Origin of the sequence: Branchiibius cervicis (assembly GCF_042661605.1) — a bacterium.
GTDB classification, from domain to species: Bacteria; Actinomycetota; Actinomycetes; order Actinomycetales; family Dermatophilaceae; genus Branchiibius; species Branchiibius cervicis.
Window position 1 is genome coordinate 196,709 of the sequence record NZ_JBHSWJ010000002.1, and the last position, 20,782, is coordinate 217,490.

Sequence of the window (20,782 nt, forward strand, 5' to 3'; positions counted from 1 at the left end):
GTGCATGCGTGGGTCGAGTGGCCGTGTGTTGCGCGGCGGCCAAGCTCACTATCCGACTGGCGGAAATTTGTTTTCGTTTTTTGCTTGACCGGACTGCATTTGTGACTAGGCTCACAGAGTCCCCGCGGGTGTTCGGCATGGATAACCAGCCGCGGATGTTCGGTCAGCAAAACCATGCCTGCTGGTGACGACACGTCACCGGCTCTCGAGCGGAAAGGTCCGCTATGACCACTGTGGCCGCGCCTCCTCGCAAAGCCGTCCACCCCGTAGACGAGGTGCTTCCGGCGCCGAAGCTTGCGATCTACGGTCTACAACATCTACTGGCGTTCTACGCCGGCGCCGTCATCGTCCCGATCCTGCTGGCCAGCGGTATCGGCCTCGATACCAAACAACTCATCCACCTGATCAACGCGGACCTGTTCACCTGCGGTATCGCCTCGATCATCCAATCGATCGGTTTCTGGAAGATCGGCGTCCGACTGCCGTTGCTGCAGGGGGTCACCTTCACTGCCGTCGCACCGATGATTACCATCGGCCTGGCCGCGGGTGGCGGCACCGACGGTCTGCTGACCATCTACGGATCGGTCATCGTCGCGGGTCTGGTCACGTTCCTGGTGGCGCCGTACTTCGGCAAGCTGGTGCGCTTCTTCCCGCCGGTCGTCACCGGCACGGTCATCACGGTCATCGGCCTGTCGCTGCTACCGGTCGCCGCGGGTGACGCCGTCATGGACACCTCCGGCAAAGCGGATCCGACCAACGGCCGCAACCTGTGCTACGCGATCGGCACCATCCTGGTCATCGTCGCGCTGCAGCGGGTCTTCCGCGGCTTCATCGCCACCATCGCCGTCCTGATCGGTCTGGTCGGCGGCACCCTGATCGCCTGGATGCTCGGGGATGCGACCTTCAGCGAAGTCGGTTCGTCGTCCTGGGTGGGCGTGACGACGCCGTTCTACTTCGGTATTCCGAAATTCAGTGTCGTGGCGATCATCTCGATGATCATCGTCATGATGATCACGGCCGTCGAGACGACCGGCGATGTGTTCGCCACCGCCGAAATCGTCGAGAAGAGAGTGGATTCCACCGACGTCACCCGTGCGCTGCGGGCCGACGGTGTCGCCACCTTCATCGGCGGCATCCTGAACTCCTTCCCCTACACCTGCTTCGCCGAGAACGTCGGGTTGGTGCGCCTGACCCGGGTCAAGAGCAGGTACGTCGTGGCCACCGCTGGTCTGTTCATGATCATCCTGGGTCTCCTGCCGAAGGCAGGCGCTCTGGTCGCCGGCATCCCCAAGCCGGTGCTCGGCGGTGCCGGTCTGGCGATGTTCGCCACCGTGGCGGTCGTCGGTATCCAGACCCTGTCCAAGGTCGACTTCAACGACCATCGCAACGTGATCATCGTGGCGACCAGTCTGGCGCTGGCGATGATGGTGACCGCACAACCGGGGATCGCCAAGGCCCTGCCGGAGAAGTTGCAGGTCCTGCTGGGCAGCGGTATCACGATCGGCAGCATCGCGGCCTTCGTGCTGTACCTCGTCTTCTACCACGTGGGTAACGATCGAGGACCCGCCGTCGCGGGCTCGCCGGGCAACCTGATCCGCTTGGAGCAGGTCAACCAGATGTCCGAGGACGAATTCGCCCAGACCTTCGGCGGCCTCTTCCAGGGTCCGGACTGGGTCGTGCACCGTGCCTACGCACAGCGGCCGTTCCGTGACACCGCAGATCTCCGACGCTCGTTCCAGGAGGCGCTGTTCGCCGCGACCCCGCAGGAGCAGGCCGAATTGATCGCCGGCTACCCGCGGCTGGGTTCCGATGAGGTCATCGAGGGCACCACGGGTGCTGCCTCCCAGGAGGAGCAGTCCTTGCGGGGCCTGACCCACCTCAACGGCGCCGACCAGGAGCGGTTGGATGCGTTGACCTCGGCCTACCGGGAGCGGTTCGGCTTCCCGCTGGTGGTGTCGTTGCGCGATGAGGGCGGCTTCGATCAGATCATCGAGCACGGCGAACGCCGACTGCACAACTCCGTGGTCCAGGAGCACAACAGCGCGATGGTGGAGATCGCCAAGATCGCCGGATACCGATTCGATGACCTGGTTGCCGAGGCCAACCCGCTGCAGGCGGCGGCGCTGAGCCACCTGAACACCCCGCACGATCGGTAAGCAGGTCGTGGCGCACTCCGCATCGTGGAATCGATATTCCGAATTGACTCCACGGTGCGGTAGTGTGTGACCCGCCTCACAAGGTCGTTGCTCGTTCGACATGGATAACCGGGCGACTTCCTCGATCAGACCAACCATGTCCCCGGCTGCTGTGGTCCCCTAGGTAGTGGATCCGCAGCGCGGCGGGGACGGACGCGAGATGCGAAGGAGGCCGCGATGCGAGCCACGGTCAACGGGAGCCCCACCTCACTGGACGAGGTGACCGCCCACACCAACGCCCTGGACTGGCTGCGCGACCAGGGCCTGACCGGCGCCAAGGAGGGGTGCGCAGAGGGGGAGTGCGGTGCCTGCTCGGTGCTCGTGGCCCGCCCTGACAGGGATGGCGCGACGACCTGGACCGCGGTCAATGCCTGCCTCATCCCGGCGTTGTCGTTGGAGGATCAGACCGTCGTCACCGCCGAAGGCCTGGGAGAGCCCGGCGACCTGCATCCGGTCCAGCAGGAGATGGCCGTGCGCGGCGGCTCGCAGTGCGGTTATTGCACTCCCGGGTTCGTCTGCAGCATGGCGGCCGAGTACTACCGCAAGGACCGCACCCCGGGTTCGGCAGCTGGCACCGAAGCCGATGAGCACGGTGCGCACGAGTACGGACCGAACGGCTTCGATCTGCATGCGTTGAGCGGCAACCTGTGCCGGTGCACCGGATACCGCCCGATCCGCGACGCGGCGTACGCCCTGGGTGTCCCTGATGGCTCCGATGACCTGGCCGCCCGCCGGGGCAAGCCGGCACCCGCTGCTGCGCACACCGACGTCACGGTGGCGGGAGCGCGGTACGTACGGCCTAAGACTCTGATCGAAGCCATCGACCTCCTGGCTGCCGATGACAAAGCCCAGTTGGTCGCGGGATCCACCGACTGGGGCGTCGCCGCCAACCTGTTGATGACCCGGGCGACCACCCTGATCGCCATCGACCGACTGCCCGAGCTGCGTGACCTGACCGAGGACGACGACAGTTTCATGATCGGTGCGGCGCTGACCCTGTCTGAGGTCGAGAACCGGCTCGACGGACGAATTCCCCTGTTGGATGGACTGTTTCCGCAGTTTGCCTCCCGACTGATCCGCAATGGCGGCACGATCGGTGGCAACCTGGGCACCGGCTCGCCGATCGGCGACACGCCGCCGGCGCTGCTTGCGCTGGAGGCTTCGCTGGTGCTGGCCGGGCCCGGCGGCGAGCGGACCGTACCGCTCGCGGAGTACTTCACCGGGTACCGCCAGTCGGTGCGGGACAGAGCCGAGATCATCAAGGCGGTCGTCATCCCCAAACCCCTGGCGGCCCACACCGCCTTCCACAAGATCGCCAAACGCCGGTTCGACGACATCTCCAGTGTCGCTGTCGGATTCGCGATCGACGTGAGCGACGGGATCGTCACCCGAGCGCGGATCGGCCTGGGCGGTGTCGCTGCAACTCCGCTGCGCGCCACCGCTGCAGAGAGTGTGTTGGAAGGGCGTCCGTGGACGGCTGAGACCGTGCGAGAGGCAGCGGCCGCGTTGGCCGATGCCGGTACGCCGATGAGCGACCACCGTGCCAGCAGCGCCTACCGCACCGCGATGTTGCGAACTGCGCTGCACAAGTTCTACGTGGAAATCACGTCCGTGCAGGAGGTTTCGGCATGAGCAGCCTGTCGCAGCGACCGGCGAATCCCATTGTCGGCGAGTCCATCCCGCACGAGGCCGCCAGCCTGCACGTGACGGGACAGGCGCTCTACACCGACGACCTGGTCTTCCGCACCAAAGACGTGCTGCACGCCTGGCCGGTGCAGTCGACGCATGCCCACGCCCTGGTGACCGGCATCCGACTGGACGCCGCGCTGGAGGTGCCGGGCGTCGTACGCATCCTGACCGCCGACGACGTCCCGGGCGTCAACGACGCCGGTGTCAAACACGACGAGCCGCTCTTCCCCAGCGAAGTGATGTTCCATGGCCACGCCATCTGCTGGGTGCTCGCGGACACCTTGGAAACCGCCCGGGTGGCGGCGAGCAAGGTGGAAGTGGACTACGAGCCGTTGCCCGCGATCATGACGGTCACCGAGGCCATCACCGCCGAGAGCTTCCAGGGCGCCCGCCCGCATATGGAGCGCGGTGACGTCACGGCCGGATTTGACGATGCCGCACACGTTTTCAGCGGCGAATTCGAATTCAAGGGCCAGGAGCACTTCTACCTGGAGACGCACGCAGCGCTGGCCCAGGTCGATGAGAACGGCCAGATCTTCATCCAGTCCAGCACCCAGCACCCCAGCGAGACCCAGGAGATCGTCGCCCACGTGCTCGGTCTGGCCTCGCATGAGGTCACGGTGCAGTGCCTGCGGATGGGTGGCGGCTTCGGCGGCAAGGAGATGCAGCCGCACGGCTTCGCGGCGATCGCGGCGCTCGGCTCCATCCTCACCGGTCGCCCGGTCCGGTTGCGGCTCAACCGAACCCTGGACATGACGATGTCAGGCAAACGGCACGGTTTCCACTCCGAGTGGAAGGTCGGCTTCGATGACGACGGCCATCTCACCGCACTCGAAGCGACGATCACCTCTGATGCGGGTTGGAGCCTCGACCTGTCCGAGCCGGTGCTCGCGCGAGCCGTGTGCCACATCGAGAACGCCTACTGGATCCCCAACGTGCGGGTCGACGGCCGCATTGCGCGCACCAACAAGACGTCCCAGACCGCCTTCCGCGGTTTCGGCGGTCCGCAGGGGATGTTGGTCATCGAAGACATCCTGGGCCGGTGCGCACCGTTGCTGGGGATCGACCCGGTCAGCCTGCGCGAACGCAACCTCTACGGACCGGGGCAGACCACGCCGTACGGGCAGGAGGTCACCCAGTGGGACCGGCTCGGTAGGGCCTGGGAACAGGCCTGCAAACAGGCCGGATTGGCCGATCGGCAACGCGACGTCGAGACGTTCAACGCCACCCACGAGCACACCAAGCGGGCGATCGCGGTCACGCCGGTCAAGTTCGGCATCTCTTTCAACCTGACGGCGTTCAACCAGGGCGGCGCACTGGTGCTGGTCTACAAGGACGGCTCGGTACTGATCAACCACGGCGGCACCGAGATGGGTCAAGGCCTGCACACCAAGATGCTGCAGGTCGCGGCCACCGCCCTCGGCGTACCACTGTCAACCGTCCGGTTGGCGGCGACGCGGACCGACAAGGTGCCGAACACCTCTGCGACAGCGGCAAGTTCGGGTGCCGACCTCAACGGTGGAGCCGTCAAGAACGCGTGCGAGCAGATCATCGAGCGGCTGCGACCGGTCGCAGCGCAGCACTTCGGGGTCAACCCCGCCGACGTGCGGTTCGACCACGGCGTCGTCACGGCCATCGGCAGCACGGCCGACCCGCTGCCCTGGGAGGAATTGACCAAACGCGCCTATTTCCAACGGGTGCAACTCTCAGCGGCCGGCTACTACCGCACCGAGGGCCTGCATTGGGATTCCTCGACGATGACCGGCTCGCCGTTCAAGTATTTCGCCAACGGGGTCGCCGTCTGCGAGGTGGAGGTCGATGGTTTCACCGGCGCCTACCAGACGCGCCGCGTGGACATCGTGCACGACGTCGGTGACAGCCTCTCGCCGCTGGTCGACATCGGCCAGATCGAGGGTGGCTTCGTCCAGGGCGCCGGCTGGATGACCCTGGAGGAGTTGGTCTGGGACGAGTCCGACGGTCCGCGCCGCGGCCGCCTCGCGACGCAAGCGGCCAGCACCTACAAACTGCCGAGCTTCTCGGAGATGCCGCAGGAATTCCATGTCTCGTTGCTGGAGCATGCGCACGAGGAAGGCGCGGTCTACGGTTCCAAAGCGGTCGGCGAGCCGCCCCTGATGCTCGCGTTCGCCGTACGGGAAGCGCTACGGCACGCGGCTGCTGCGTTCGGGCCGGAGGGGGCCAGCGTGGACCTCGCCCTCCCGGCTACGCCCGAGGCCGTCTACTGGGCGCTGGAGTCAGCGCGGTCGGGCCACGCCGATGGCAACGTACGCCGGGACTCGGCTGCCGTTGACCCCGAACCGATCCCGGGTGGTCACCCGATGCGGCCGGAGTCCGAACGGGTTGCGGCGGCCGAACAGCCGCAGCCGGCGGGGAGCCGGCCGTGAGCTGGGTGTCGCAGGTCGCGGCGGCCCGGGCCCGACGTGACCCTGCCGTCCTGGTGACAGTCACGTCGGCGCGGGGCCACGTGCCGCGCGACGCGGGCGCGAAGATGGTGGTGACGGCGACCCGCGAGAGCGGGAGCGTCGGTGGCGGCAACCTCGAGGCGTCCGCGATCGAGAAAGCGCGGGAAATGATCGCCGCTGACGAGATCGTCCCCGTGACAATGGATTTCGCCCTCAATGAGCATGCTCCGGTCGAGCACGGCACGCAATGCTGCGGCGGCGAGGTGACCTTGTTGCTGGAGCCGATCCCGCCGGTCCCGGCGATCGCCGTCTTCGGCGCCGGACACGTCGGTCTGGAGTTGTCGCGCATCCTGGTGCGGCAGGATCTCGATCTGCACCTGATCGATTCCCGGGCCGGCGAGCTGGCGCCCGAGCGTCTGGGGATTCTCAGCGATCCGGTGGGCACGCTCACCACGCATCACGCGCCGGTGCCCGAACTCGTCCTGGGCCAGGTGCCGCGCGGCACGCACGTGCTGATCATGACGCATGACCACTCCGAGGACATGGCGCTGTGTGACGCAGCGCTGCGATGCGGCCATCTGGGCAGCATTGGTCTGATCGGCTCGCGGTCCAAGTGGCGACGGTTCGAGAAGAGGTTGCTGGCCGAGGGGCATTCGCCGGAGGCGGTCGCAGCCATCAGCTGTCCGATCGGTCTGCCGTCGATCACCGGCAAGGAGCCGGCGGTGATCGCGCTCAGTGTGGCCGCACAGTTGGCGTCACAGTTCGCGGTGGCCCACGCGTGAGCGTCATCTACCGGGTGCGGGTACTGGATACGCCCGCGGATCCGTTCTCCGGCGGTGAGCTGCGTTCCGGCGACGACGTCGGCCTGCTGGTGGATGACGGAATCATCATGGCCCGTGATGAATTCGCGGTCGTCCGACAGAGCGCCGCGGATGCTGAAGTCGTCGATCTGCGTGCAGGTGTGCTGCTACCCGGACTGATCGACACGCATGTGCATTTCCCCCAGGTGCACGTCATCGGCGGGCTGGGGATGCCGTTGCTGGACTGGCTGGAGCATTGCGCGTTGCCCGAGGAGGCACGCCTGGCCGACCGCGACTACGCGGGCCGGATCGCGCGGGAGTTCCTGTCCGGCCTACTCAGAGCCGGTACGACCTCGGCCATGGTCTTCGGAGCGCACTACGCCACCGCGATGGACGCGTTCTTCGAAGAGGCGTCGCGGGCGGGCGTCCGGGCTACGGCCGGGCTGGTCGTCAGCGACCGGATCCTCCGGTCGGATCTGCTGACGACACCCCAGCGTGCCTACCAGCAGAGCCGGACCCTGATCGACACGTGGCACGGCCGCGGACGGTTGCGCTATGCCGTCACTCCGCGGTTCGCGCTCTCCGCTTCGGGCCCGATGCTGGAGTCCTGCCAGCAACTGGTGAAGGAGACACCGGATGTCTTCGTCACCTCGCACGTGAACGAGAACCTCCGCGAGATCACCGAGGTGGCAACGCTTTTTCCGGATTCACGGAACTACGTCGACTGCTACGACCGGTACGGATTGCTGGGCCGGCGGACCATCCTGGCGCACAACGTGCACCCCCAAGCGGCGGGACTGTCCGCGCTGGCGGCCGCATCCGCCTCGGTGTCGCACTGCCCGACCAGCAACTCCTCATTGGGCAGCGGCCTGTTCCCGTTGCGTGAGCATCGGGACGCCGGAGTACGGGTGGCTCTGGGCAGCGACGTCGGCGGCGGCACCGGTTTCAGTCTGTTCAAAGAGGGACTGCAGGCCTACTTCGTGCAGCAGCTGCTCGGGGACCGTGGTGTGCCGCTCACCCCTGCACATCTGCTCTATCTCGCGACTGCCGCCGGCGCACAGGCGCTCGACCTGGCCGACACGGTCGGCGATCTGTCCGTCGGGAAGTCCTTCGACGCCATACTCGTGCGTCCCGCAAAGGGATCCACGCTCGACGTATGCCTGGAGAACGCCGCCGGCCCGAGCGATGCGCTGGCGAAGATCTTCGTCCTCGGCACGACGTACGACGTGGCGCAAGTCTGGATCGCCGGCGATCAGGTGCACGCGCGCGACTGAGTCCGCGTCGAAGCGGACACTTCGCGACGGGTCGTCGAGCCGGGTTCAGTGCGACTGGCCGGCGGTGACCCGGTCGGCCTCGGCGGCGGCGAGTTCGGCCTCCGGTAGCGGGCGCCGTCGGAAGAACGCCGCGGTGACGGCGCCGGAGACGTTGTGCCACACCGAGAAGATTGCCGGCGGCAATGCCGCCGCGGGCATCGACGCAAAGTGCCCCGCGGCCAGCGAGGCGGCCAGGCCGGAGTTCTGCATGCCGACCTCGAACGCGAGGGCTCGGCGGGCACGGTGGTCCAACCGGGCCGCCTTGCCGGTGAGGTAGCCGAGCAACAGCCCGAAGCCGTTGTGCAGTACCACGGCGACGATCACCAGGAGACCGGAGGTACGGAACGCGGCGGCGCTGTGGCCCATCACGATCGCGACGATCAACGAGATCGCGGCGACCGAGATCCAGGGGAAGATGCCCGCGACCCGGTCGACCCATCGCCCGGCGACCAGGCGGATCACGACACCCAGGATCACCGGGATGAGCACGGTCTTGACGATGTCCAGGAACATCGAGCCGGCGTCCACATGCAGGTAGGAGCCGGCGAGCCACAGGGTGAGCAGCGGCGTGAGGACCGGGGCAACCAGGGTCGACAAGGTGGCCACGGAAACCGACAGAGCGACGTCACCCTTGGCGAGGTAGGCCATCACGTTCGAGGCCGTGCCGCTCGGCGCACAGCCGACCAGGATGACGCCGACCGCGAGGGCCGGGCTCAGGCCCAGGGCGTGCGCGATCGCCCAGCCGGCGAGCGGCATGATCACGTAGTGCGCCACCAGGCCGAGCAGCACCACCCAGGGCCGCTTGGCGATCCGGGCGAAATCCGGCGGGGTGAGGGTGACACCCATGCACAGCATGACGATCCCCAGCAGGTAGGGCACCTTGGTGGTGAGCGGGGTGAACGTGTCCGGGAAGAAATAGCCGGCCGCGCCTGCGGCAAGCACCAGCACCGGGAAGACCGTGACGGCAATGAGGGCGCTGCGGTCCTGCCGCTGCTGTGACGGGGAGCTGGTGATCTGTGACACATTGCCTGACTATACGCAGACGTCCGCGATGCGGGACGTGGGTCTCGCTATGCGGTTACCTGTAGCGAACAGGCCCGTGGCCGTTAGTGATCGGTGATCCGTCCGTCGACGACGGTGACCAGCCGGTCCAGGGCCGCACGGTGCTGCAGGTCATGGGTGACCAGCAGGGTCGCCGTGTCGCGTTCGTGCGTGAGTTGCTGGATCAGGTGCATGACGGCCGCGCCGCGTTCCTGGTCGAGCGCACTGGTCGGTTCGTCCACCAGCAGCACCTCGGGCTCGTTGACCAACGCCCGGGCGATGGCGACCCGCTGCCGCTGCCCGCCGGACAGTTGGGCCGGTCGTTTGGCGGCGTGCTGCGTCAATCCGACACTTTCCAGCAGTTCGTCGGCGCGTTCGGCCAGCGACCTTCGCTGGTCGTGGCTCGGTCGATGACCGAGTTCGCCCATGACCTCCAGCTGTTCCCGCGCGGTCAGCGATGGCAGCAGGTTGGACTGTTGGAACACGATGCCGATCCGGTGGCGGCGCACCATGGTCGCTTGGGAGCGGGTCAGCGTGGTGACGTCGGTATCGCCGATCAGGACCCGTCCCGAATCCGGCCGGATGAGCGTCGCCGCAACCGCGAGCAGGCTCGATTTGCCGGAGCCGGAGGGTCCGGTAATGCCGGTGACCACTCCCGGGTCACCGCGCAGGGTGACGTGGTCGACCGCGGTGATTCGCTGGTCACCGTCGGGGAAGGTGAGGGTGACGTCGTCGAGGCTGATCATCGGTTACTTCCTAGTGCCGTGAGGGGGTCGGCTTTGGTGATGGTGCGCAGTGCGACTGCGGCACCGGCGAGGCCGAGGACGACCATGGCGAGCGCGGGCACTGCGGTGGTGAAGGCGTTGACCATGAAGGGCAACGCGCCGCTGACGAGCAGGCCGAGCCCGACGACGATGAGCAGTCCGGCACCGACCCCTGCGACGAGTACGACGAGTGCTTGGCCGAGTGCGTCCCGCATCAACGTGTTGGTGCTGGCGCCCAGGGCCTTCAGCACAGCGATGTCCGCGGCACGTTGCATCGTCCACACCGTGAAGAAGGCGCCGACGACCAGGGCGGAGATACCGAAGAGCATGGCCACCATCTGTGCCAGTGAGCCGATCTCGGAGCGGAACGTCTCCAGGTGCGGCAATGCGGACAGCGGTGGCTGCGCCACCGTGTGGGTGGCCTTGGCGACAGCAGACCAGTCCGGATCCCCCTGTACGGCAAGCAGAGTCGCCAGGCCGTCACCACCGGTCCGTTTGTCGAACGCGGCCCACGCAGCCGGGGTCATCGCGATCACCGGGGTGTGGCTGTACCACGCATCGCCCCCGACCCGGCTGACCCGGTACTGCGAGCCGCCCAGCGACACGGTGTCGCCGGTTCCTGCATGGAGCGCGTCAGCCGCGCCGGCAGACAGGCCGATTTCCTCGTCCGTGGCCGGCGCGAGGTCGGACACCGTACTGGCCGGGGCGCCCGTCGGCACGCTGAAGATCGCCACGCCGGTCCCGGTCGAGCCGTGGGCCGCCCGGGTCTGCGCGATCCCGATCGGCGTCACGCTGCGGACACCGGGGGAGGATCGCCACTGTTCCTGCACGGAAGGTGAGATCGCCGACTCACTGAAGGTCGCCGTACCCGAGGGTTGTTGTTGCAACACGATCCGGTCACCCGGCAGACCCAGCAGAGCCGAGACGTTCTGGGCGGCCAGGCCACCGGTCAGCCCGGTGAGGAAGCCGACCAGCACGGTGATCAACGCCACCACCGACCCGATGAGGACGAAACGCCCGCGAGCGAACCGTAACTCGCGCCACGCGACAAACATGAGGTAATCCCTTCAGGCCGAGGGAGTCTCCGACGGCCACCTCTCAAGAGTGGCGGTTTGGGCATCCGCGAACATCACGCTTGAGGCTGGTCTCGACATCGAACTTTCGATGGATGGCCCACCGCCGGTGCGGCCCTAGGCTGGTGGCGATGGCGGATCACCAGCTCACTCCGGTCTTCACCGGGCTGCGATTAGGGCTGCATGCACTCACCGCTGCGCTGTTGACGGTCGTCGCGGTGCGGATCGTCGTGGGATCGCCGGACCACCCCGTCCTGGCGATGTCGTTGTGCGTGGTGTTCGCGCTGATCTACCTCGCGGGGGCGCGGGTGGCGACCCGGCGCACCGCCGGACTGACCTACGGCTGGCTGGCCGCACTGTCGTTGTGCTGGCTCGGTCTGCTCGTGCTGGTGCCTGAAGCGGCCTACCTTGCCTTCCCGATGTTCTTCCTCTATCTGCATCTCTTGCCGGGCATTACCGGTCCGCTGGCGGTCGTGGCGGCGACGGCGGCAACCGTCTGGGGCATCGGCTGGCATTCGGGTTTCAGCGTCGGGGGTGTCGTCGGGCCGGTGGTCGGAGCCGGCGTCGCGCTGCTGATCGGGTTGGGGTACCAGGCCTTGCAGCGTGAAGCAGTCGACCGCGAACGGCTGTTGGCCGATTTGGTCGCGGCCCAGGAGAAGTTGGCTGCCAGTGAGCGGGAGCAGGGCATGCTGGCCGAACGCGCACGGCTGGCCCGCGAGATCCACGACACGGTCGCACAGGACCTGTCCAGCATCGGGATGCTCCTGCACGCCGCTGAGCGAGCGGACCCCGAGCATCCGGGCGCCGAATACCTCCGCACCGCTCGGGAGACTGCGGGTACGGCGCTGGCGGAGACCCGCGGCATCGTCCGGGAGCTGAGCCCGCCGGTGCTCGATGACGGCCTGCCCAGTGCGCTGCGCCGGATCGCCGGCTCGACCCCCGGCGTATCGGTCACGGTCGACACCCCGGCAACCGTCGATCTGCCCATGGATCTCCAGACGACGGTGCTGCGCATCGTTCAAGGCGCGATGGCCAACGTCGCACAGCACGCACACGCAACCCACGCAGGTATCCGCTTGGATCTCGGCGGACAGGAGCTGGTCATCGAAATCGCCGACGACGGGCAGGGATTCGATCCTCCCAGCGGCAAGGCGGGAAGCAGTGATTCCTTCGGGTTGCGCGCAATCCGAGAGCGTGTCGAGCAGTGGGGTGGCAGCCTCAGTGTCGCGTCGGTGCCCGGCGATGGGACGACGGTGACGGCACGGCTCCCGCGGTCGGCGCAATGATCCGGATCCTGATCGCCGACGACCATCCGGTGGTGCGTAGCGGTCTGCGCGCAATGCTGGCCGCAGAGCCGGATCTGCAGGTCGTCGGCGAGGCGGGCACGCCGCAGCAGGCCGTCGCTCTTGCCCAGGAGTTGTCGCCGGAGCTGATCTTGATGGATCTGCGCTTCGGCGACGACGCGACGGGGGCAGATGCCACCCGGCGTATTCGCGACCAGGAGGCGGCGCCGTACGTGCTGGTGCTGACCAACTACGACACGGACGGGGACATCCTGGGCGCGGTCGAAGCAGGTGCGAGCGGGTACTTGCTCAAGGATGCGCCGCCGGAAGAGTTGATCGCGGCGATCCGGGCGGCGGCGAGCGGTGAGAGCGCGCTGGCCCCGGCGGTCGCCGCCCGGTTGCTGTCACGGCTCCGGTCGCCGGCGGTGAGTTTGTCGGCGCGGGAGATCGACGTGCTGCAGAGGGTGGCCGACGGTGCATCGAACGGCGAGATCGCCGGGGCTTTGTTCATCTCCGAAGCGACGGTGAAATCCCATCTGGTCCACGTGTTTTCGAAGCTCGACGTATCGTCCCGCACTGCTGCTGTAGCCCGTGCTCGATCACTGGGCATCATTGCCTAGCGACCTCAGTGCAGGGCGAGCCGTAGCGCGAGGACGCCCATCGTGGCCGCGATCGTGCCGTCGATGACCGGCCAGGTCAACGGCCGGCGCAACAGCGGGCGCAGTAGTCGCGCTCCGGCACTGAGCGCGATGAACCAGGCGATGCTGGCGGTGATCGCTCCGCCGGCGACCCACCAGCGGCCGGTCGGATGAGCGTTGGCCAAGGACCCGATCAGCAGCATGGTGTCCAGATAGACGTGCGGATTGAGCCAGGTGAATGCGGCCACCGTCAGCAGCGCTCGGAACAGCGTCGGGCCGGCGTTGACACCCGGAACCGGTGCGGCGCCGGTCAACGGGTCGGTGCTGCCCTGACCGGCTCGTTGCGCACGCGCACCGGCGAGGCTGCGCCGGGCCGACAGCAGGGCGTACCCGATCAGCCAGGCGACACCCACCCATCGCAGCGTGGTGAGCAGCCACGGAGCGCGGGCGGTGAGTACGCCGAGGCCCGCCACCCCGGCGACGATCAGGGCCGCGTCGGAGGCGATGCAGAACCCGACGACGGGTGCGACGACCCGACCGGGCTCGCTCAGCCCGAGCCGGAGGATGTACGCGTTCTGGGCGCCGATGGCCACGATCAGGCTGAGGCCGGTCAGCAGGCCGATCAGGTAGAAACTCACGCATTCATCCTGGGTTGCCTCCGGGCCAGCAGTCTAGCGATTGATTCTTAAGAATCATTAGAGTTGCTTCATGCGCCTGGATGTTGCCCAACTGCAGACCTTCGCCGCCGTCATCGACCACGGCAGTTTCGATGCGGCGGCCCAGACGCTGCACATCACCCCGTCCGCCGTGTCGCAGCGGATCCGGGCGTTGGAGGGTGAGTTCGGCCAAACCCTGATCGAGCGGGTGTTGCCCGCCCGGGCAACGGAAGCCGGGACCCGGGTGTTGCGCTACGCCAGACAGTTCCAGGTGCTCGCCGACGATCTGCAGGCCGAACTGGTGCAGGCACCTGATACGCCTCGCGCAGTGAGTATTTCGGTGAACGCCGACTCGATGGCCACCTGGTTACTGCCCGCCTTCGAACGCATCACCCATACCCACGGCATCACCCTGGATCTGCACCGTGAGGACGAGCAGTCGAAGGCCGCGATGTTGCGCGCTGGCCGGGTGATGGCCGCCGTGACGGCTGACCGGCGTGCCGTTGTGGGCTGTCGCTCGACCCGGCTGGGAGTGATGCGCTACCTGGCAGTGGCCAGCCCGTCGTACGTCGATGATTGGCTGGGTGGGCGGCCGCGGCTGAGGTCCGACGCACCGATCGTGACCTTCGATCGGTCAGATGATCTGCAGGACAGGCAGTTTCAAGCCCATTCGGGCAAGCCCTTGACCGCTCCGCGGCACTACGTACCATCAGCGGCCGAGCATCGTTCGGCGGTGCGGCTCGGCCTGGGCTGGGGGATGATCCCGCAGATCTTCTGCTCCGAGTTACTGGCCGGCGGCGAACTGGTCCAGGTTGATCCAAGGCCGCTGGACATCCCGTTGTACTGGCAGCGTTGGAAACTGCGGTCAGTCGTGCTGGACACCGTGTCCGACCTGGTCGCCGGGGCCGCGCGTGCCACCCTGAACTAGCACCGGGCTGAGAGCTCGCTGAACGTGGGATCGCAGCTGCCCGCCCGCCCCGACGCCGTCAGTTCAACGTGGCTCAGCTCAGGGAGGTTCGCCGCCCTTTCATGAATCGCGCTGCGGCTCTGATGGGTGGTGCCAAGCCCCCGGGCAGGAGTAGAAGGGGGCCATGGCACAAACGCAGGGGGACCAGGAGCTCGGCACGATCACCACGGACATACCGGCCCGGTTGGACCGGTTGCCGTGGGCGCGATGGCATTGGGTGATCGTGATCGGGCTGGGCACGGTGTGGGTGCTCGACGGCCTCGAAGTCACGATCGTCGGCAACCTGTCCGATGTCCTCAAGGACTCGACGCACGGTCTCGGGCTCAATAGCTCGCAGATCGGGCTGGCGGGTGCGGTATACGTCGCGGGGTCCTGCATCGGGGCGCTGTTCTTCGGTCAGCTCACCGACCGTTTCGGCCGCAAGAAGCTCTTCATCATCACCTTGCTGGTCTACCTGGTGGGCACCGTGCTGACCGCAGCCTCCATGAATTCGACGTGGTACTTCGCCTGCCGGTTCATCACCGGACTGGGCATCGGCGGGGAGTACGCCGCGGTCAACTCAGCCATCGACGAGCTCATCCCCGCTGCCTTCCGCGGGCGGATCGACATCACCATCAACGGCTCGTACTGGCTTGGAGCTGCGGCAGGCTCGCTGCTGACCATCCCGTTGCTCGACCCACAGCTGGTGAACCCGGAATTCGGCTGGCGGTTCTGTTTCGCCCTCGGCGCGATCCTGGGCATCGGGGTGCTGTTCGTGCGCCGCAACGTGCCGGAATCGCCTCGATGGCTGTTCATCCACGGTCGCGAGAACGAGGCCGAGGATATCGTCGACGGGATCGAGAAGCGGGTCGCGCAGGAGGATGACGTCGAGCTGGAGCCCGTCGACCAAACGCTGAAGATCAAGCAACGGCACACCATCGGCCTGCCGACGATCGCACGGACCGTCTTCTCCGAGTACCCGCGGCGCACCATCCTGTGCCTGGGTATGTTCATCGGGCAGGCGTTCCTTTACAACGCGTTCTTCTTCACCTTCGGCGACACCCTGCAGACCTTCCTCGGCGTCGGTCAAACCGGTTGGTATCTGGCGGCGTTCGCGATCAGCAACTTCGCCGGTGCACTGATCCTCGGTCCGCTCTTCGACAAGGTGGGGCGCAAGATCATGATCTCCGCGACGTACATCGTCTCGGGCATCGTCCTGGCGATTGCGGGTTTCATGCTGGGCAATCTGACCGCGGTCACCCTCACCATCTTCGGCATGGTCGCCTTCTTCGTTGCGTCGGCGGGTGCCAGCTCGGCGTACCTGACGGCGTCGGAGATCTTCCCGATGGAGACGCGGGCGCTGTGCATCGCGTTCTTCTACGCGATCGGCACGGCGGCCGGCGGCATCAGCGGACCGCTGCTCTTCGGCAAACTCATCGACAACGCCACCGCGGCCAAGGACATCACCGGGATCGCACCCGGCTACTACCTCGGTGCGGCGCTGATGATCGTCGGCGGGGTGCTGGCGATCTTCCTGTCTGTCGATGCGGAGCAGAAGTCCTTGGAGGACATCGCCACACCGCTTACGGCCGAGGACTGAACCGCCCCGGGCGCCAGTGGTCGGCGATATCGGCCAGCCACTGCACGACCCGATCCGTATCGGCTGGGGGCGGGGCCACCAGCACGAGTTCGTCGACTCCCAGCTCCGTGAGCGCCGACAGGTCCGCAATGTCCGGATCACGCAACGCGACAGCGCAGTGCAGTGTGCTGCGGTCCCGATCGACGCGGCGACAGGCGGCATCCAGTCGGTCCAACCGTTCGGCCACGGCCGGCACCGAGTCGAGGTTGAAGCCGTACCACCCGTCGCCCCAGGCAGCGACGCGATCGAGAGCGGCGTCGCTGTTGCCGCCGACGATGACCGGGATGCATCGGTGCACTGGTTTCGGGTAGACCCGGATCTCATCGAACGCGGCGAATTCCCCCGCGAAGTCCGCGACGTCGCGCCGCCATAGCAGACGCATCACCTCGACGTACTCGGCCGTGCGCCGTGCCCGCCCGAGGAACGGCACCCCGAGCGCGGCGAACTCCTCTGCAGACCACCCCACCCCGACGCCGAGGGTCAGCCGACCGTCGCACAGCACGTCCAGCGTGGCCGCCGTCTTTGCCATTGCCACCGGATTGTGCTCAGGCAGCAGGAGGATTCCGGTGGCCAGACCGATCCGTGAGGTGACCGCCGCCGCGTAGGCCAAGGTCGGCATCGGATCGAGCCAGTCGGCCTCCGCAGGGACCGCGATCCGCCCGTCCGGGGCGTAGGGATATGGCGAGCGGGAGTGGTCGACCATCACGACGTGTTCACCGGCCCAGAGCCGGGCGAACCCGTGCCGCTCTGCCTCGACGGATACCGCGCGGATGACGTCGGGACGAGCTCCCGGGCCGATGCCCAGAGCATGCAAACCGATCTGCATCGACGTCCTGGTCCTCACTGGCACGAGGGGAACGCCGTACCGGCGTACCCGCTGACGGGAACACTGTAGGGCGGTGCGGCGGTCCTGAGTCGCGTACTCACATGGCTTCTTTGACGCCGGCCTTGATCAGGAACCAGTTCATCGGGTACGCCGTGGCGAAGCCGCCGAGCATGGCGATCTGCATCGCGAACCAGAACTCGGGCGTCAACGGGGAGGCCGGGGCGCCGTACAGCCGGGAGAAGATCACGAACTGGGCGATGGCCATGACGCCGTACATGCCGATCTGCCAGGAGAGGATCGACAGCGTGTCCGCCTTGATGGCCGCTCGGATGCCCGGCCAGAACGACAGGCCCTGCATGGGGGCGATGGAGAAGTACTGGAAGACCACACCAAAGAGGTAGGCGAGGACGAACCCCAGGATCCAACCAGCGAAAACCTCTGTCTGGTAGAGCGTTCCGAGGCCCAGGGCCGCGGCAAGGCCGGGGATGAGCGCCACCGAGAACTCCGCGACGATGTCGCCGGCGGAACAGCCCGCACCGCAGTGGCTGGCACCCACCGCCACCGACGCCGGGAACGGCTTCTCCGGGCGCTCGGCGTCACTCGACGCCGGCTCGGCCCGACCCCATCTTAGGTAGAGCCACAGCCAGATGACGCTGCCGAAGAGCATGGTCAGCGGCCACACGAAGTTCATGACTTTCATCGGTTGCGGCCGGGCCCGCAGGTCCAGGACGACCCAGAGGGCGATGCCGATGGCCAGGAGCAGGGAAACCCACGACAGGACGGTCAGCCAGGCCGGGAAGTCGGCCGTGCTCAGGGATTCCACCCGGCGACGGTATCCGAATCGGCGGTCACGGACTGAGCGCTGCCGCCTCCTCGGCGGTGAGCGGCAGCGGCGCATCCGCGGCGGCGATCAGCCCGTGCAGCGTGTCGGCCAGCGCGGCCAGATCCATGTCCTGTAACCCCAGGCGGCGCAGCATGATCGACGGAACGTTGAGCGCGCGCTCCCGCAGCGCCAGTCCGCGTTCGGTGAGGTCGATGTCCAGGGTGCGCTCGTTGTCCGGCTGGCGTTGGCGTGTCACGTAGCCCTCGCGTTCGAGGCGCCGGATCAGGGGAGTGACCGTGCCCGGGTCCAGGCGCAGCGCCTCGCTCAGCTGGCGGTTCGACTGTGGATGCTCCTGCCACAAGGCGAGCATCACCAGGTACTGCGGGTGGGTGAGCCCGAGAGGTTCGAGCACCGGTCGGTAGGCGCCGATGATGCCGCGGGCGGCGAGAGCCAGGCCGTAGCAGACCTGATTTTCCAGGGCGAGGGGGTCGTCGGTCACGACGTCAGCTTAGCGATAGTTGGTGCACCAATAATTGGTATACAGTCAGGTCCATGAGCGAGGCGCGACCGACCCCGATCCCCGCCGAAACCCGCGGGCTTTCCCTTGGCTACCGATTCGTGTGGCGCCTGCAATACACGTTGCTGGCCTGGGGCGGTCCCGCTCAGATGCCGCTGCACCGCGACCCACGGGAGCGGATGCGCCGGCAGCGCGCGGCCCGGGTCGAGGCTGCGGTATCGAGGAGCGCGGCGACGTCCGCCGACTCCAATCGCTGGGCCTAGGGCGGACCGGCGGTCTTTTCGCTTCCGGCGGAGGGCGGCGGTGGCGGAGGAACCGTCGGCTTGCTCATCCCTCGCGAGCCTCCTCTCAAATCCCCGACTCCGCCACATGGATGAGGCAGGCACTCTCGGTTCGCTCGGGATGCATACCTGCTTCATTGGCGGTGATGGTGTTGGGACGTTATTCCGTTGACTACACCTACAAACGCCACGTGATTCTCGGGCCCGTTGGACCAGATGTTCGGTATGCGATGACCGCTGAGAATTATCACGAGAAGAACCAGCGCAAGCGAGGCAACCGACAAAGGCAGGTATCGGGTGATAATCCACCGCATTGAATGATGCTGAGTTGTAGCTGGCACGAGGCCAATCAAAAAACTCAACGTAACCGCCGCGGGAATGATGCCAAGCTGCCAAGCAAGAATTAAGACTTCACCTGACCCCCGGAGGTTGCACATGATCGTCACCGCCAGTTCTATGACTGCACCGACGATAACCGCAGTTAGCAGGAGTGCTGTTGCGCCAGAGTTGAATTCCCGTGAATGAGGTGCTGGTAGTAGCCTTCCGTCCGCTTTCACTGGTGCAGCCAGCGCAACTCAGGATGATGGCCAAACCGATCACATTTGACAACAGGACGCGCGATTGGAACGGCCGAGCCAACGCGCTATGGGACTGCACGCTCTTCACATCGTCCTCAATCGGGGCTGTCTAGGGCTCACGGCGGTAGTCGGATCGAGATCGCCCGTGCGGAAACAGTAGCGAGTGCCGAGCGTGCTACCAGCGCACTGACGATGAAGTCTCCGGCTCCGGCATCGCGATTAGGCTTCCCGTCCCGTAAGCCGTGGACCGGATCTCCAGGATCGACGCTCAGTGCGCGGCGGAGGGAACCGTCGCTCGTCGCTGCGCTCCTCGCTCCTCCCAAATCCCCGACTCCAATAAACGAAGTAGGCAGGCACCCTCGCTTCGCTCGGGCACCCGCCTACTTCGTTTGGCGGTGGCGGAGGGAACCGTCGCTCGTCGCTGCGCTCCTCGCTCCTCCCAAATCCCCGACTCCAATAAACGAAGTAGGCAGGCACCCTCGCTTCGCTCGGGCACCCGCCTACTTCGTTTGGCGGTGGCGGAGGGATTTGAACCCTCGGTGGACTTTCACCCACAAACGCTTTCGAGGCGTTCTCCTTAGGCCGCTCGGACACGCCACCGCCGACGAGGGTACCCGACCCGCGCCGTACCGCCCAAACGTGCGCTGGCAGCGGGTCTAGTGGCCCTGTTTTGCGGTGGGGCGGCGGTGCTGGGTGACGGCAGCGGGTCGAGTGGCCCTGTGTTGCGGTGGCCCGTGGGGCGGGGGCTTACTCGTACTGCGCGCAGTCGGCTGGCAGCGTCTGGGTGGGGGTCGGCGTACCTTCACTGACCGACGGCGCCTCCGAGCCGAGGACGACGTCCACGGAGGTGCCCGTGCGCCCGTCTTGTTGCAGGCTCGCGCCCGGGAAGAGGGGCAACACGTACTGCTTGGCGTACGCCGCGCCCTCCACGCCGAAGCGCAACTCACCCACGCCGTCCACTTGCTCGCCGTAGGGATCGTTGCTGACCGCACCGACCGTGAAGTCGCGCGATCGCAGCGCCGCCGCGGTCCGCTTGGCCACGCCCTGGTCCTTCGAGGCGTTGTAGACGTTCAGCGTGAACAGCGACTGCGGCGCCGGCGGCGCGGTCGTGCGCACGCAGCTGGCCGGTGGGGGCGGGGGTTTGCTGCCCGGAGCCAAGCCCGTGACGTACGCCGCGGCGTACGTCACCGCGACGCCCACCAGGACCAGGGCGCCGATGATCGCGATGAGCGTACGGCGCTCACGGCGTCGGCGCGCGCGCTCCAGTCCGGTTGTCGGTCGGTTGGCCGGCATCAACGGT

General features: G+C 66.9%; 18 protein-coding genes and 1 tRNA gene. 10 read left to right on the top strand and 9 right to left on the bottom strand.

Annotated elements, in window-relative coordinates; translation table 11 throughout:
- Window positions 1–224: 224 nt before the first annotated feature.
- The 5 genes from uraD (at window position 225) to guaD (ending at window position 8,378) form a co-directional block, all read left to right on the top strand.
- Window positions 225–2,156: a 2-oxo-4-hydroxy-4-carboxy-5-ureidoimidazoline decarboxylase gene (uraD, locus tag ACFQBT_RS01250; protein ID WP_377820019.1), complete on the top strand. Its 1,932-nt coding sequence runs from the start codon at window positions 225–227 to the stop codon at window positions 2,154–2,156.
- Between the two features lie 216 nt (window positions 2,157–2,372).
- Entirely contained in the window at window positions 2,373–3,827 is a 1,455-nt protein-coding gene (locus tag ACFQBT_RS01255; RefSeq protein WP_377820020.1) for a xanthine dehydrogenase small subunit, read from the top strand.
- Entirely contained in the window at window positions 3,824–6,286 is a 2,463-nt protein-coding gene (gene xdhB, locus ACFQBT_RS01260; RefSeq protein ID WP_377820021.1) for a xanthine dehydrogenase molybdopterin binding subunit, read from the top strand. Before ACFQBT_RS01255 ends, xdhB begins: the two co-directional genes overlap by 4 nt.
- A complete protein-coding gene (xdhC, locus tag ACFQBT_RS01265) occupies window positions 6,283–7,086 on the top strand; it encodes a xanthine dehydrogenase accessory protein XdhC (RefSeq protein WP_377820022.1) in 804 nt (267 codons plus the stop codon). Before xdhB ends, xdhC begins: the two co-directional genes overlap by 4 nt.
- A complete protein-coding gene (guaD, locus tag ACFQBT_RS01270) occupies window positions 7,083–8,378 on the top strand; it encodes a guanine deaminase (RefSeq protein ID WP_377820023.1) in 1,296 nt (431 codons plus the stop codon). The genes xdhC and guaD overlap by 4 nt, the downstream gene beginning before the upstream one ends.
- Window positions 8,379–8,423: 45 nt before the next feature.
- Here the strand turns inward: guaD and ACFQBT_RS01275 are convergent, their stop codons facing one another.
- The 3 genes from ACFQBT_RS01275 to ACFQBT_RS01285 all read right to left on the bottom strand — a co-directional run bounded on the left by ACFQBT_RS01275 (window position 8,424) and on the right by ACFQBT_RS01285 (window position 11,277).
- Window positions 8,424–9,440 carry a bile acid:sodium symporter family protein gene (locus ACFQBT_RS01275; RefSeq protein WP_377820024.1) on the bottom strand — a complete coding sequence of 339 codons (1,017 nt, stop codon included), beginning with the start codon at window positions 9,438–9,440 and terminating at the stop codon, window positions 8,424–8,426.
- Window positions 9,441–9,523: 83 nt separating this feature from the next.
- Window positions 9,524–10,204 carry an ABC transporter ATP-binding protein gene (locus ACFQBT_RS01280; RefSeq protein ID WP_377820025.1) on the bottom strand — a complete coding sequence of 227 codons (681 nt, stop codon included), beginning with the start codon at window positions 10,202–10,204 and terminating at the stop codon, window positions 9,524–9,526.
- Window positions 10,201–11,277 (bottom strand): ABC transporter permease, encoded by a 1,077-nt coding sequence (locus ACFQBT_RS01285; protein WP_377820026.1) that lies wholly within the window; start codon window positions 11,275–11,277, stop codon window positions 10,201–10,203. Before ACFQBT_RS01285 ends, ACFQBT_RS01280 begins: the two co-directional genes overlap by 4 nt.
- A 149-nt stretch (window positions 11,278–11,426) precedes the next feature.
- On the opposite strand from ACFQBT_RS01285, the gene ACFQBT_RS01290 reads away from it, so the two are divergent.
- Together ACFQBT_RS01290 and ACFQBT_RS01295 are read left to right on the top strand one after the other, a co-directional pair.
- Window positions 11,427–12,581, top strand: a complete 1,155-nt coding sequence (locus tag ACFQBT_RS01290; RefSeq protein WP_377820027.1) for a sensor histidine kinase — start codon at window positions 11,427–11,429, stop codon at window positions 12,579–12,581.
- Window positions 12,578–13,198 carry a response regulator gene (locus ACFQBT_RS01295; protein WP_377820028.1) on the top strand — a complete coding sequence of 207 codons (621 nt, stop codon included), beginning with the start codon at window positions 12,578–12,580 and terminating at the stop codon, window positions 13,196–13,198. The genes ACFQBT_RS01290 and ACFQBT_RS01295 overlap by 4 nt, the downstream gene beginning before the upstream one ends.
- A gap of 5 nt (window positions 13,199–13,203) precedes the next feature.
- Here the strand turns inward: ACFQBT_RS01295 and ACFQBT_RS01300 are convergent, their stop codons facing one another.
- Window positions 13,204–13,854, bottom strand: coding sequence for a LysE/ArgO family amino acid transporter (locus ACFQBT_RS01300; RefSeq protein WP_377820029.1), 651 nt, complete (start codon window positions 13,852–13,854; stop codon window positions 13,204–13,206).
- Between the two features lie 70 nt (window positions 13,855–13,924).
- Between ACFQBT_RS01300 and ACFQBT_RS01305 the strand changes: the two genes are divergently transcribed.
- Both ACFQBT_RS01305 and ACFQBT_RS01310 read left to right on the top strand, forming a co-directional pair.
- Entirely contained in the window at window positions 13,925–14,800 is an 876-nt protein-coding gene (locus ACFQBT_RS01305) for a LysR family transcriptional regulator ArgP (protein ID WP_377820030.1), read from the top strand.
- A gap of 163 nt (window positions 14,801–14,963) precedes the next feature.
- On the top strand, window positions 14,964–16,418 hold the full coding sequence (locus tag ACFQBT_RS01310; protein ID WP_377820031.1) for an MFS transporter: 1,455 nt from the start codon (window positions 14,964–14,966) through the stop codon (window positions 16,416–16,418).
- On the opposite strand, the gene ACFQBT_RS01315 is transcribed toward ACFQBT_RS01310, so the two are convergent.
- The 3 genes from ACFQBT_RS01315 to ACFQBT_RS01325 form a co-directional block, all read right to left on the bottom strand.
- On the bottom strand, window positions 16,402–17,301 hold the full coding sequence (locus ACFQBT_RS01315) for an LLM class F420-dependent oxidoreductase (protein ID WP_377820032.1): 900 nt from the start codon (window positions 17,299–17,301) through the stop codon (window positions 16,402–16,404). The genes ACFQBT_RS01310 and ACFQBT_RS01315 overlap by 17 nt on opposite strands.
- Window positions 17,302–17,380: 79 nt before the next feature.
- Window positions 17,381–18,106 carry a DUF4396 domain-containing protein gene (locus tag ACFQBT_RS01320; RefSeq protein WP_377820033.1) on the bottom strand — a complete coding sequence of 242 codons (726 nt, stop codon included), beginning with the start codon at window positions 18,104–18,106 and terminating at the stop codon, window positions 17,381–17,383.
- A 25-nt stretch (window positions 18,107–18,131) separates the two neighbouring features.
- Window positions 18,132–18,605, bottom strand: coding sequence for a MarR family winged helix-turn-helix transcriptional regulator (locus ACFQBT_RS01325; protein ID WP_377820034.1), 474 nt, complete (start codon window positions 18,603–18,605; stop codon window positions 18,132–18,134).
- 53 nt (window positions 18,606–18,658) lie between these two features.
- Here ACFQBT_RS01325 and ACFQBT_RS01330 point away from each other — a divergent pair, with 53 nt between their 5' ends.
- The gene (locus ACFQBT_RS01330; RefSeq protein ID WP_377820035.1) at window positions 18,659–18,886 is read left to right on the top strand and encodes a hypothetical protein; all 228 of its coding nucleotides are present in this window, start codon (window positions 18,659–18,661) and stop codon (window positions 18,884–18,886) included.
- A gap of 1,106 nt (window positions 18,887–19,992) precedes the next feature.
- Here ACFQBT_RS01330 and ACFQBT_RS01335 read toward each other — a convergent pair.
- Window positions 19,993–20,082 (bottom strand) — tRNA-Ser (locus ACFQBT_RS01335).
- Window positions 20,083–20,229: 147 nt separating this feature from the next.
- A complete protein-coding gene (locus ACFQBT_RS01340; RefSeq protein ID WP_377820036.1) occupies window positions 20,230–20,775 on the bottom strand; it encodes a LytR C-terminal domain-containing protein in 546 nt (181 codons plus the stop codon).
- Window positions 20,776–20,782: the final 7 nt, after the last annotated feature.